Consider the following 12,849-nt stretch of genomic DNA (forward strand, 5'->3'; position numbering starts at 1 on the left):
GTGACCTTCACGGGGGGAGTTCTCCAGGCCGTACCGGCACTGCCGACGGCCGCCGACACCGCCGTACGCCTGCTGGCACGCGGCGACGACGAACCGCCCGTCACCCTCCCGCGCGACCCCGCGCGGGAGGCGGCCCGGCGCGAGCTGTCGAAGCAGATGTACCACGAGAACGACCCCAGCTGGCTCCAGCGGGCGCTGGAGGCCTTCTGGGACTGGGTCGACGAGCTGCTCGGCGCCGCGTCCACCGCGACACCCGGCGGCGCGCTCGGCCTGGTCGTCATCGTCGTCGCCGTGCTCGTCGTCGTGGCCGCCCTGTGGTGGCGCCTCGGCACCCCGCGCCGTCGCCCGGTCACCGCCCCCGCCCTGTTCGACGAGCGCCCCCGCAGCGCCGCCGAACACCGCGCCGCCGCCGAGGCGCACGCCGCCCAGGGCCACTGGAACCAGGCCGTCCAGGAACGCATGCGGGCCGTCGTCCGCGCCCTGGAGGAACGCGCCCTCCTCGACCCCCGCCCCGGCCGCACCGCCGACGAGGCCGCCGCCGAGGCCGGCCGCGCCCTGCCCGCCCACACCGACCGGCTGCGCACCGCCGCCCGCGACTTCGACGACGTCACGTACGGCGGCCGGACCGCCGGCGAGGACACGTACCGCCGGCTCGCCGCCCTCGACGGCGACCTGGAGCGCACCAGGCCCGCCCTCGCCGGCAGCGGCGCACACGGCACGGACCCCGACGCCCGCCAGGGAGCCGCCGGATGACGACCGAGGTCACCTCGCCACCCACCTCGGCCTCCCCCACCGCCCGCCAGGTGTGGACCCGCACCCGGGGCGTCGCCCTCGCGCTGGTGCTGCTCCTCGTCGCGGCCGTCGCCATCGCCGTGGTCCGCTCCGACGCCCGGCACGGCCGGCTCGACCCGCGCTCCGCCGACCCCTCCGGCAGCCGCGCCGTCGCCGAACTGCTCGCCGACCGCGGCGTCGCCACCCGCGTGGTCACCACCCTCGACGAGGCCGCCGCCGCGGCCGGCCCCGACACCACCCTGCTGGTCGCCGTGCCCGACCTGCTGACGCCCCGCCAGCAGACGCGGCTGCGCGCGGCCACCGAGGACTCCGGCGGCCGCACCGTCCTCGTCGCCTCAGGCATCGCCTCCGTGGAGCGCCTCGCCCCCGACGTCATGGCCGACCCGGCCAACAGCCTCGACTCCACCCTCGAACCGGGCTGCGACCTCCCCGCCGCCGTACGCGCGGGCAACGCCGACACGGGCGGCATCCGCTACTCCTCCGCCCACCCCGACGCCGACGAGTGCTACCGCAGCCACCGCCTGGCCACCCTGCTGCGCGTCCCCGCCCCCTCCGGCGCCGGCGACACCGTCCTCCTCGGCGCCCCCGACATCCTCCTCAACGACCGCCTGGACGAACACGGCAACGCCTCGCTGGCGCTCCAGCTCCTCGGCTCCCGCCCCCACCTCGTCTGGTACCTCCCCACGCCCGCCGACGCCGCCGGGACCGAGGACGAGAAGAGCTTCTTCGACCTCCTCCCCTCCGGCTGGCTCTGGGGCACCCTCCAGCTCTTCGTCGCCGCAGCCCTGGCCGCCCTGTGGCGGGCACGCCGCCTCGGCCCCCTCGTCCCCGAGCAACTCCCCGTGGCGATCCGCGCCTCCGAGACCGTCGAAGGCCGCGCCCGCCTCTACCGCACGGCCGACGCCCGCGACCGCGCCGCGCTCGCTCTCCGCTCCGCCACCCGCACCCGCCTCGCCCCCCTCGTCGGCGTCCCGGGCACCCAGGCGCACGCGCCCGAGGCCCTGATCCCCGCACTGTCCGCCCGCCTCGACGGCGACGGACCGTCCCCGCACACCCTTCTCTTCGGCCCGCCCCCCGGCGACGACGCGGCTCTGATCCGGCTCGCCGACCAACTCGACGCCCTTGAAAGGCAGGTACGCCGTCCATGACGGACCCGACCACCGACAACGCCGCGCCCACCGGCGACCCGGCCTCCGCACGGGCCGCCCTGGAGGCCCTGCGCGCGGAGATCGCCAAGGCCGTGGTCGGCCAGGACCCCGCCGTGACCGGCCTCGTCGTCGCCCTCCTCTGCCGCGGCCACGTCCTCCTCGAGGGCGTCCCCGGCGTCGCCAAGACCCTGCTGATCCGCTCCCTCGCCGCCGCCCTCGAACTCGACACCAAGCGCGTCCAGTTCACGCCCGACCTGATGCCGAGCGACGTCACCGGCTCCCTGGTCTACGACGCCCGCACCGCCGAGTTCTCCTTCCAGCCCGGCCCGGTCTTCACCAACCTCCTCCTCGCGGACGAGATCAACCGCACGCCCCCGAAGACCCAGTCGTCCCTGCTGGAGGCCATGGAGGAACGCCAGGTCACCGTCGACGGCACCCCGCGCGCCCTCCCCGACCCGTTCCTGGTCGCCGCGACGCAGAACCCCGTCGAGTACGAGGGCACCTACCCCCTGCCCGAGGCGCAGCTCGACCGCTTCCTCCTCAAGCTGACGATCCCCCTGCCGTCCCGCGAGGACGAGATCGACGTCCTCACCCGGCACGCCCAGGGCTTCGACCCGCGCGACCTGCGCGCCGCCGGCGTCCGCCCCGTCGCGACCGCCGCCGACCTGGAGGCCGCCCGCCACTCCGTCGCCGCCACCACCGTCTCGCCCGAGATCACCGCCTACGTCGTCGACATCTGCCGCGCCACCCGCGAGTCGCCGTCCCTCACCCTCGGCGTCTCCCCCCGGGGCGCCACCGCGCTGCTCGCCACCGCCCGCGCCTGGGCCTGGCTGACCGGCCGCGACTACGTCATCCCCGACGACGTGAAGGCCCTCGCCCTGCCCACGCTCCGCCACCGCATACAGCTGCGCCCGGAGGCCGAGATGGAGGGCGTGACGGCCGACTCGGTCATCAACGCGGTCCTCTCCCACGTCCCCGTGCCCCGGTGATGGCCCCCACCGGACGCGCCGCCCTCCTCGCGGCCCTCGGCTCCCTCCCCGTCGGCATCTGGGAACCCGGCTGGACGGGCCTCCTCGCCGTCAACGCGCCCCTCGCGGTGGCCTGCGCCTGCGACTACGCCCTGGCCGCCCCGGTCCGCACACTCGGCCTGACCCGCTCCGGCGACACCTCGGTACGGCTCGGCGACACCGCCGACGTCACCCTGACGGTCACCAACCCGTCCCGCCGCCCGCTGCGCGCCCGCGTCCGCGACGCCTGGCCGCCGAGCAGCTGGACACCCGGCACGGAGACGCAGGCGTCCCGGCACCGGCTGACCATCCCCGCGGGCGAACGCCGCCGCGTCACGACACGGCTGCGCCCGACCCGCCGGGGCGACCGCCGGGCGGACCGCGTCACCGTCCGCTCCTACGGCCCGCTCGGTCTGTTCACCCGCCAGGGCACCCACAAGGTCCCGTGGACGGTCCGCGTCCTGCCGCCGTTCACCAGCCGCAAGCACCTGCCGTCGAAGCTGGCCCGCCTGCGCGAACTGGACGGCCGCACCAGCGTCCTCACCCGCGGCGAGGGCACCGAGTTCGACAGCCTCCGCGCCTACGTCCCCGGCGACGACACCCGCTCCATCGACTGGCGCGCCACCGCCCGCCAGTCCGAAGTCGCGGTACGCACCTGGCGCCCGGAGCGCGACCGCCACATCCTGCTCGTCCTCGACACCGGCCGCACCTCCGCCGGCCGCGTGGGCGACGCACCGCGCCTGGACGCCTCCATGGACGCGGCCCTGCTCCTCGCCGCCCTGGCCTCCCGCGCCGGCGACCGCGTCGACCTGCTGGCCTACGACCGCCGGGTCCGCGCCCTGGTCCAGGGCCGCGCCGCCGGCGACCTCCTTCCGTCGCTGGTGAATGCGATGGCCACGCTGGAACCCGAACTGGTGGAGACGGACGCCCGCGGCCTGACGGCGGCGGCGCTCCGTACGGCCCCGCGCCGGTCCCTGATCGTGCTTCTGACGACGCTGGACGCGGCACCCGTGGAAGAGGGCCTGCTGCCCGTCCTGAGCCGCCTGACACAGCGCCACACGGTCCTGCTCGCCTCGGTGGCCGACCCGCATGTCGCATCCATGGCCCAGGGCCGTGGAGACGTCGACGCGGTCTACGAGGCCGCGGCGGCCGCACAGGCACGCACGGAACGCGACCGCACGGCCGAACAGCTCCGTCGCCGCGGAGTGACGGTCGTGGACGCGACACCGGAGGAACTGGCGCCGGCGCTGGCGGACGCGTATCTGGAGCTGAAGTCGGCGGGGCGGCTGTAAAGGAGGGGCTTCGGAAACGCAGAAAGCCCCCGTGCCGAATGGCACGGGGGCTTCCTATTCAAGAATTGTTCGGCGGCGTCCTACTCTCCCACAGGGTCCCCCCTGCAGTACCATCGGCGCTGTAAGGCTTAGCTTCCGGGTTCGGAATGTAACCGGGCGTTTCCCCTACGCTATGACCACCGAAACACTATGAAACACTCAACCGCCGGCATGCCGTGACCATGGCATGGGGTTGTTCGTGGTTTCAGAACCAACACAGTGGACGCGAGCAACTGAGGACAAGCCCTCGGCCTATTAGTACCGGTCAACTCCACACGTTACCGTGCTTCCATATCCGGCCTATCAACCCAGTCGTCTACTGGGAGCCTTACCCTCTCTAGGAGGTGGGAGTCCTCATCTCGAAGCAGGCTTCCCGCTTAGATGCTTTCAGCGGTTATCCCTCCCGAACGTAGCCAACCAGCCATGCCCTTGGCAGAACAACTGGCACACCAGAGGTTCGTCCGTCCCGGTCCTCTCGTACTAGGGACAGCCCTTCTCAAGACTCCTACGCGCACAGCGGATAGGGACCGAACTGTCTCACGACGTTCTAAACCCAGCTCGCGTACCGCTTTAATGGGCGAACAGCCCAACCCTTGGGACCGACTCCAGCCCCAGGATGCGACGAGCCGACATCGAGGTGCCAAACCATCCCGTCGATATGGACTCTTGGGGAAGATCAGCCTGTTATCCCCGGGGTACCTTTTATCCGTTGAGCGACGGCGCTTCCACAAGCCACCGCCGGATCACTAGTCCCGACTTTCGTCCCTGCTCGACCCGTCGGTCTCACAGTCAAGCTCCCTTGTGCACTTACACTCAACACCTGATTGCCAACCAGGCTGAGGGAACCTTTGGGCGCCTCCGTTACCCTTTAGGAGGCAACCGCCCCAGTTAAACTACCCATCAGACACTGTCCCTGATCCGGATCACGGACCCAGGTTAGACATCCAGCACGACCAGACTGGTATTTCAACGACGACTCCACCCGAACTGGCGTCCGAGCTTCACAGTCTCCCAGCTATCCTACACAAGCCGAACCGAACACCAATATCAAACTGTAGTAAAGGTCCCGGGGTCTTTCCGTCCTGCTGCGCGAAACGAGCATCTTTACTCGTAGTGCAATTTCACCGGGCCTATGGTTGAGACAGTCGAGAAGTCGTTACGCCATTCGTGCAGGTCGGAACTTACCCGACAAGGAATTTCGCTACCTTAGGATGGTTATAGTTACCACCGCCGTTTACTGGCGCTTAAGTTCTCAGCTTCGCCTGGACGAATCCAAGCTAACCGGTCCCCTTAACGTTCCAGCACCGGGCAGGCGTCAGTCCGTATACATCGCCTTACGGCTTCGCACGGACCTGTGTTTTTAGTAAACAGTCGCTTCTCGCTGGTCTCTGCGGCCACCCCCAGCTCAGAGCGCAAAGCTCATCACCGGATGTGGCCCCCCTTCTCCCGAAGTTACGGGGGCATTTTGCCGAGTTCCTTAACCATAGTTCACCCGAACGCCTCGGTATTCTCTACCTGACCACCTGAGTCGGTTTAGGGTACGGGCCGCCATGAAACTCGCTAGAGGCTTTTCTCGACAGCATAGGATCATCCACTTCACCACAATCGGCTCGGCATCAGGTCTCAGACTACGTGCCAGGCGGATTTGCCTACCTGACGTCCTACACCCTTACCCCGGGACAACCACCGCCCGGGATGGACTACCTTCCTGCGTCACCCCATCACTCACCTACTACCAGCTCGGGTCACCGGCTCCACCACTCCGACCTCGTCCGAAGACTCAGCCGGCGGCTTCACGGGCTTAGCATCACTGGATTCGATGTTTGACGCTTCACAGCGGGTACCGGAATATCAACCGGTTATCCATCGACTACGCCTGTCGGCCTCGCCTTAGGTCCCGACTTACCCTGGGCAGATCAGCTTGACCCAGGAACCCTTAGTCAATCGGCGCACACGTTTCTCACGTGTGAATCGCTACTCATGCCTGCATTCTCACTCGTCAACCGTCCACAACTCGCTTCCGCGGCTGCTTCACCCGGCAGACGACGCTCCCCTACCCATCACAGCACCCGTTGGGGCTATCTGCTGCAATGACACGACTTCGGCGGTACGCTTGAGCCCCGCTACATTGTCGGCGCGGAATCACTAGACCAGTGAGCTATTACGCACTCTTTCAAGGGTGGCTGCTTCTAAGCCAACCTCCTGGTTGTCTGTGCGACTCCACATCCTTTCCCACTTAGCGTACGCTTAGGGGCCTTAGTCGATGCTCTGGGCTGTTTCCCTCTCGACCATGGAGCTTATCCCCCACAGTCTCACTGCCGCGCTCTCACTTACCGGCATTCGGAGTTTGGCTAAGGTCAGTAACCCGGTAGGGCCCATCGCCTATCCAGTGCTCTACCTCCGGCAAGAAACACACGACGCTGCACCTAAATGCATTTCGGGGAGAACCAGCTATCACGGAGTTTGATTGGCCTTTCACCCCTAACCACAGGTCATCCCCCAGGTTTTCAACCCTGGTGGGTTCGGTCCTCCACGAAGTCTTACCTCCGCTTCAACCTGCCCATGGCTAGATCACTCCGCTTCGGGTCTTGAGCATGCTACTGAATCGCCCTGTTCGGACTCGCTTTCGCTACGGCTTCCCCACCCGGGTTAACCTCGCAACACACCGCAAACTCGCAGGCTCATTCTTCAAAAGGCACGCAGTCACGAGAACAAGGCAAGCCTTGTTCCGACGCTCCCACGGCTTGTAGGCACACGGTTTCAGGTACTATTTCACTCCGCTCCCGCGGTACTTTTCACCATTCCCTCACGGTACTATCCGCTATCGGTCACCAGGGAATATTTAGGCTTAGCGGGTGGTCCCGCCAGATTCACACGGGATTTCTCGGGCCCCGTGCTACTTGGGTGTCTCTCAAACGAGCCGCTGACGTTTCGACTACGGGGGTCTTACCCTCTACGCCGGACCTTTCGCATGTCCTTCGCCTACATCAACGGTTTCTGACTCGTCTCATGGCCGGCAGACCATGAAAGAGAGATCCCACAACCCCGTATGCGCAACCCCTGCCGGGTCTCACACGCATACGGTTTGGCCTCATCCGGTTTCGCTCGCCACTACTCCCGGAATCACGGTTGTTTTCTCTTCCTGCGGGTACTGAGATGTTTCACTTCCCCGCGTTCCCTCCACTTGCCCTATGTGTTCAGGCAAGGGTGACAGCCCATGACGACTGCCGGGTTTCCCCATTCGGACACCCCCGGATCAAAGCCTGGTTGACGACTCCCCGGGGCCTATCGTGGCCTCCCACGTCCTTCATCGGTTCCTGGTGCCAAGGCATCCACCGTGCGCCCTTAAAAACTTGGCCACAGATGCTCGCGTCCACTGTGCAGTTCTCAAACAACGACCAACCACCCATCACCCCGAACATGACGCTCGAGTGCACTGGGGCCGGCACTGAAGGCGACCTTGCGGCCGAACCCTCAGACACCCAACAGCGTGCCCGGCCAACTCCCGTCCGGAGATCATGCGTTCCACGCTCTTGCGAGCAGTACTAGCAGCCTCCGGCCCAGAACCTGGCCGAGTAGTCAACGTTCCACCCATGAGCAACCAGCATCAGACGTTCGCCGATGTACTGGCCTCTGACCAACCGAAGTTGGTAAGAAGTGCTCCTTAGAAAGGAGGTGATCCAGCCGCACCTTCCGGTACGGCTACCTTGTTACGACTTCGTCCCAATCGCCAGTCCCACCTTCGACAGCTCCCTCCCACAAGGGGTTGGGCCACCGGCTTCGGGTGTTACCGACTTTCGTGACGTGACGGGCGGTGTGTACAAGGCCCGGGAACGTATTCACCGCAGCAATGCTGATCTGCGATTACTAGCGACTCCGACTTCATGGGGTCGAGTTGCAGACCCCAATCCGAACTGAGACCGGCTTTTTGAGATTCGCTCCACCTCGCGGTATCGCAGCTCATTGTACCGGCCATTGTAGCACGTGTGCAGCCCAAGACATAAGGGGCATGATGACTTGACGTCGTCCCCACCTTCCTCCGAGTTGACCCCGGCGGTCTCCCGTGAGTCCCCAACACCCCGAAGGGCTTGCTGGCAACACGGGACAAGGGTTGCGCTCGTTGCGGGACTTAACCCAACATCTCACGACACGAGCTGACGACAGCCATGCACCACCTGTACACCGACCACAAGGGGGCGCCCATCTCTGGACGTTTCCGGTGTATGTCAAGCCTTGGTAAGGTTCTTCGCGTTGCGTCGAATTAAGCCACATGCTCCGCCGCTTGTGCGGGCCCCCGTCAATTCCTTTGAGTTTTAGCCTTGCGGCCGTACTCCCCAGGCGGGGCACTTAATGCGTTAGCTGCGGCACGGACGACGTGGAATGTCGCCCACACCTAGTGCCCACCGTTTACGGCGTGGACTACCAGGGTATCTAATCCTGTTCGCTCCCCACGCTTTCGCTCCTCAGCGTCAGTATCGGCCCAGAGATCCGCCTTCGCCACCGGTGTTCCTCCTGATATCTGCGCATTTCACCGCTACACCAGGAATTCCGATCTCCCCTACCGAACTCTAGCCTGCCCGTATCGACTGCAGACCCGGGGTTAAGCCCCGGGCTTTCACAACCGACGTGACAAGCCGCCTACGAGCTCTTTACGCCCAATAATTCCGGACAACGCTCGCGCCCTACGTATTACCGCGGCTGCTGGCACGTAGTTAGCCGGCGCTTCTTCTGCAGGTACCGTCACTTTCGCTTCTTCCCTGCTGAAAGAGGTTTACAACCCGAAGGCCGTCATCCCTCACGCGGCGTCGCTGCATCAGGCTTTCGCCCATTGTGCAATATTCCCCACTGCTGCCTCCCGTAGGAGTCTGGGCCGTGTCTCAGTCCCAGTGTGGCCGGTCGCCCTCTCAGGCCGGCTACCCGTCGTCGCCTTGGTGAGCCATTACCTCACCAACAAGCTGATAGGCCGCGGGCTCATCCTGCACCGCTGGAGCTTTCGAACCGCTTGGATGCCCAAGCGGGTCAGTATCCGGTATTAGACCCCGTTTCCAGGGCTTGTCCCAGAGTGCAGGGCAGATTGCCCACGTGTTACTCACCCGTTCGCCACTAATCCCCACCGAAGTGGTTCATCGTTCGACTTGCATGTGTTAAGCACGCCGCCAGCGTTCGTCCTGAGCCAGGATCAAACTCTCCGTGAATGTTTACCCGTGATCGGGTGCACACATCACGAGAGCGGAACATCGGGAGGAATAGTCCCGACGTTCACAGCGTCCTCGCTGTGTTTTCTTCAAAGGAACCTCGACCATCCGAAACCGGATGGACGGGGTATCAACATATCTGGCGTTGACTTTTGGCACGCTGTTGAGTTCTCAAGGAACGGACGCTTCCTTTGTACTCACCCTCTCGGGCTTTCCTCCGGGCGCTTCCCTTCGGTCTTGCGTTTCCGACTCTATCAGATCTTTCCGATCCGATTTCCTCGGTGCTTTCCAGGTCGACGCTTTCGCGCTTTCCTTTCCGGCGGATCCGACTTTATCAGAAGTTTCGAGGCGGATTGACCGGCCTTGATTTCCGATTTATCGGGGGTGCTTCCGCGGGATCTGCGTCCCGGCGGGAAGCCAGTAGATGTTCACCGTCGCCCTCAGGGTCAGACCCCATCTCCAGGCAACTGTTCTAATCTACCTCCCCACCGCCACCGCGTCAACGGCTCCTGTGGGGCGAAGAGGAGACTAGCAGCTCACCGGGGCCGGTCGCACATCAGGCGGCCGTGGGCACGTCGGCGCTTCGCTCGGACGCCTCCAGATCCCCGGTGGCGCCGGCCCGGGCGGCGCGTCCGCCCAGGACGTAGACGTACGCCAGGAAGGCCAGCTCCGCGACGACGCCGATAGTGATCCGGGCCCAGGTGGGCAGGCCCGACGGGGTGACGAAGCCTTCGATGGCGCCGGAGACGAACAGGACGAGGGCGAGACCGATCGCCATGGCGAGGGCGGCCCGGCCCTCCTCGGCGAGTGCGGTGCGGCGGGTGCGTGGCCCCGGGTCGATGACGGTCCAGCCGAGTCGCAGTCCCGTGCCGGCGGCGACGAAGACCGCGGTGAGCTCCAGCAGGCCGTGCGGGAGGACCAGCCCGAGGAAGGTGTCCAGGCGTCCGGCGGACGACATCAGACCGAAGCCGACGCCCAGGTTGAGCATGTTCTGGAAGAGGATCCACAGGACCGGCAGGCCGAGGAAGACCCCGAGGATGAGGCACAGGGCGGCGGCCCACGCGTTGTTCGTCCACACCTGGGCGGCGAACGAGGTCGCCGGGTTGCTCGAGTAGTACGTCTCGTACTGGCCGCCAGGACGGGTCATCTCGCGCAGCTCCGCGGGCGCCGCTATGGAGGCCTGGACCTCGGGGTGGGTGCCTATCCACCAGCCGAGCAGCGCGGCCACGGCCGTGGAGATCAGCGCCGTCGGCACCCACCAGTGACGCGCGCGGTAGACGGCCGCGGGGAAGCCGTGGGCCAGAAACCGCGTGACGTCGCGCCAGGACGCCCGGCGGGTGCCCGTCACCGCGCTCCGCGCGCGGGCGACCAGCTGGGTGAGCCGGCCGGTGAGCTGGGGGTCGGGGGCGGCCGACTGGATCAGTGAGAGGTGGGTCGCGGCGCGCTGGTAGAGGGTGACGAGTTCGTCGGCCTCCGCGCCGGTGAGCCGGCGGCGTCTCCCGAGCAGGGCGTCGAGGCGGTCCCACTCCGCACGATGGGCGGAGACGAAGACGTCGAGGTCCATCGGTGTGCCTGCTCCTCGGCTGTTCGTCGGCGGGTGCGCTGTCCGGCTGCTCGTACTGCGGTGCGATGTGCCCTCAGCTTGGCAGACTGGCGGTGTTCGGGGCAGACCCAGGGAAGGGCGGCGGGCGTGAGTGAGCTGGTGACGGGCGAGGCGGTGGCGTTGGAACTGCGCCCCGCGAAGCTGCCCAGCAGGGGGCTGGCCGTGCTGCTTGACCTGGCGGCGGCCGTGACCGTCTACATCCTGGTGACCCTCGGTCTGGTGGCGGCGACCGCCTCGCTGGACGAGGCGGCGCGGACGGCGGTGTCCATCGCGACGTTCGTCCTGGTGCTGGTGGGCGGGCCGATCCTGGTGGAGACGCTGACCCACGGGCGGTCGCTCGGGAAGCTGGCGTGCGGGCTGCGGGTGGTACGGGACGACGGCGGACCGATCCGGTTCCGGCACGCGCTGGTCCGGGGGCTGCTCGGGGTGATCGAGATCCTGATGACGTTCGGCGTCGTGGCCTGCGTCGCCTCCCTTGTGTCGGCGCGCGGCCGGCGGCTGGGGGACGTGTTCGCGGGGACGCTGGTCGTGCGGGAGCGGGTGCCGGCCGGCGGGCAGGGCGGTTTCGTGCCGCCGCCTCCGCCGTGGCTGGCGGGACGTTTCTCCGGGCTCGATCTGTCGGCGGTGCCCGACGGTCTGTGGCTCGCCGTCCGTCAGTACCTGACGCGGATGCGGCAGCTCGATCCGCAGGTCGGCTGGTCGATGGCGGAGCGGCTGGCGTCGGACGTGGCCGGGCGCACCGGGGCGCCGGTGCCTCCGGGGGTGCCGCCCGCGATGTATCTGGCGGCGGTGCTGCAGGAACGGCAGGCGCGGGAGGCGCAGCGGACGTTCGGCGGTGGAGGCGCCCCGGCTGCTCCCGCTCCCAGCGGTGCGGGTGGTCCGGTGCTTGCGCCGCCCGCCGGTCCCGCCGCCGTGCCTCCGGCGGCACCGCCGGTGGTTCCCCCGGTCGCGCCGCTCGTGCCGCCCGCGGGCAGCGAGGCCGCCGGGAACGCGGGACCGAGCGGTGGCGCGTCCGCCGAGCGGCCCGCGACGGGCTTCGTCCCGCCCGCGTGACCGCCGGAGCGGCGCTGCCTCAGCCGAGGTCGGACGGCGGCGAGTCCAGGTCCTCCAGCTCGACGCCGGGCGCGGACAGGACGACGTCGCCGGCCAGGTGCACGGTGTGCTGTTCGCCCGTGTCCAGGGCCGTGACCTGGTACGCGTCCACGATCAGGGGCCCGTTGTCAGTGGTGTGTGTTTCTCTGTCGACCAGCGCCCAGGACTGGTCCACGGTGCGGGGGGCGAGGACCGGGTCGGTAAAGGCGACGAGGCGTACGCGGGTGGCCGCGGCGGAGGGGGTGAGGCGCAGGAGACGGGCGGTGGCGACGAGGAAGGCCGGGGACGAGCCGGTGAAGGCGTGGGCGCGCACATTGCCTTCGGTGGCGTGGGTCCCGGTGGGGTCGGTGCGGACCCAGGTGACGCCGTCGAGGGCGGCGCCGCGGACCTGCCAGCTCGCGGCGTGCAATTCAAGGCGGAGGGGGCGGCCGAGGGCGTCAAGGGTGAGATCGACCGAGCCCAGGTGATCGCCGTCGGGGGCGGTGAGCTGGGAGACGTAGCGCCAGCCGGAGGGGCCGGGGGCGCACTGGAAGTGTTCGTCCGCGAGGGGGGTGTGATCGTGCGGATCGTGGAGCGCATAGCGGCCGCGGGGCATGGGGGTCCTGGGTCGTGAGGGCTGGGCCGGTCGCCGGTCCGACAACGGGGCAGGCCCCCGGCACGGGGGTGCGGGGGCCTGCCTCG

Annotated in this window: 7 protein-coding genes and 3 rRNA genes; 5 read left to right on the top strand and 5 right to left on the bottom strand. The window is 67.7% G+C overall.

The genetic code is table 11. The features are described from left to right. Genes ACP7TJ_RS12555 through ACP7TJ_RS12570 form a run of 4 tightly spaced genes read left to right on the top strand, consistent with a single transcriptional unit; the run spans position 1 to position 4,239 of the window. Positions 1 to 753 carry a DUF4129 domain-containing protein gene (locus ACP7TJ_RS12555; protein WP_266397722.1) on the top strand — a complete coding sequence of 251 codons (753 nt, stop codon included), beginning with the start codon at positions 1 to 3 and terminating at the stop codon, positions 751 to 753. After that, a complete protein-coding gene (locus ACP7TJ_RS12560) occupies positions 750 to 1,940 on the top strand; it encodes a DUF4350 domain-containing protein (protein ID WP_266546570.1) in 1,191 nt (396 codons plus the stop codon). Before ACP7TJ_RS12555 ends, ACP7TJ_RS12560 begins: the two co-directional genes overlap by 4 nt. Further along, entirely contained in the window at positions 1,937 to 2,929 is a 993-nt protein-coding gene (locus ACP7TJ_RS12565; RefSeq protein ID WP_427763183.1) for an AAA family ATPase, read from the top strand. The genes ACP7TJ_RS12560 and ACP7TJ_RS12565 overlap by 4 nt, the downstream gene beginning before the upstream one ends. Further along, complete coding sequence (locus ACP7TJ_RS12570) at positions 2,929 to 4,239, top strand: DUF58 domain-containing protein (protein ID WP_427763185.1); 1,311 nt, start codon at positions 2,929 to 2,931, stop codon at positions 4,237 to 4,239. The genes ACP7TJ_RS12565 and ACP7TJ_RS12570 overlap by 1 nt, the downstream gene beginning before the upstream one ends. 67 nt (positions 4,240 to 4,306) lie before the next feature. Here the strand turns inward: ACP7TJ_RS12570 and rrf are convergent. The 4 genes from rrf to ACP7TJ_RS12590 form a co-directional block, all read right to left on the bottom strand. Next, positions 4,307 to 4,423: ribosomal RNA gene (gene rrf / locus ACP7TJ_RS12575) — 5S ribosomal RNA — on the bottom strand. A gap of 90 nt (positions 4,424 to 4,513) precedes the next feature. Further along, a 23S ribosomal RNA gene (locus ACP7TJ_RS12580) occupies positions 4,514 to 7,637 on the bottom strand. A 309-nt stretch (positions 7,638 to 7,946) separates the two neighbouring features. Continuing rightward, a 16S ribosomal RNA gene (locus tag ACP7TJ_RS12585) occupies positions 7,947 to 9,473 on the bottom strand. The 16S, 23S and 5S rRNA genes sit together here, the layout of an rRNA operon. A gap of 556 nt (positions 9,474 to 10,029) precedes the next feature. Continuing rightward, positions 10,030 to 11,037 (bottom strand): stage II sporulation protein M, encoded by a 1,008-nt coding sequence (locus ACP7TJ_RS12590; protein ID WP_093764862.1) that lies wholly within the window; start codon positions 11,035 to 11,037, stop codon positions 10,030 to 10,032. Between the two features lie 126 nt (positions 11,038 to 11,163). Between ACP7TJ_RS12590 and ACP7TJ_RS12595 the strand changes: the two genes are divergently transcribed. Beyond that, the gene (locus ACP7TJ_RS12595; protein WP_427763187.1) at positions 11,164 to 12,129 is read left to right on the top strand and encodes an RDD family protein; all 966 of its coding nucleotides are present in this window, start codon (positions 11,164 to 11,166) and stop codon (positions 12,127 to 12,129) included. Between the two features lie 19 nt (positions 12,130 to 12,148). Here the strand turns inward: ACP7TJ_RS12595 and ACP7TJ_RS12600 are convergent, their stop codons facing one another. After that, a complete protein-coding gene (locus tag ACP7TJ_RS12600; protein WP_376725557.1) occupies positions 12,149 to 12,763 on the bottom strand; it encodes a hypothetical protein in 615 nt (204 codons plus the stop codon). Positions 12,764 to 12,849: the final 86 nt, after the last annotated feature.

Source organism: Streptomyces sp. DSM 41931 (assembly GCF_050271085.1).
In the GTDB taxonomy this organism is placed as follows: Bacteria; Actinomycetota; Actinomycetes; order Streptomycetales; family Streptomycetaceae; genus Streptomyces; species Streptomyces albogriseolus.

What these genes read in the sequence shown, in the direction of transcription:
- ACP7TJ_RS12565 (WP_427763183.1), top strand. Translation starts at nt 1,937, where the DNA reads ATGACGGACCCGACCACCGACAACGCCGCGCCCACCGGCGACCCGGCC.
- ACP7TJ_RS12590 (WP_093764862.1), bottom strand. Translation starts at nt 11,037, where the DNA reads ATGGACCTCGACGTCTTCGTCTCCGCCCATCGTGCGGAGTGGGACCGC.
- ACP7TJ_RS12600 (WP_376725557.1), bottom strand. Translation starts at nt 12,763, where the DNA reads ATGCCCCGCGGCCGCTATGCGCTCCACGATCCGCACGATCACACCCCC.
- ACP7TJ_RS12560 (WP_266546570.1), top strand. Translation starts at nt 750, where the DNA reads ATGACGACCGAGGTCACCTCGCCACCCACCTCGGCCTCCCCCACCGCC.
- ACP7TJ_RS12570 (WP_427763185.1), top strand. Translation starts at nt 2,929, where the DNA reads ATGGCCCCCACCGGACGCGCCGCCCTCCTCGCGGCCCTCGGCTCCCTC.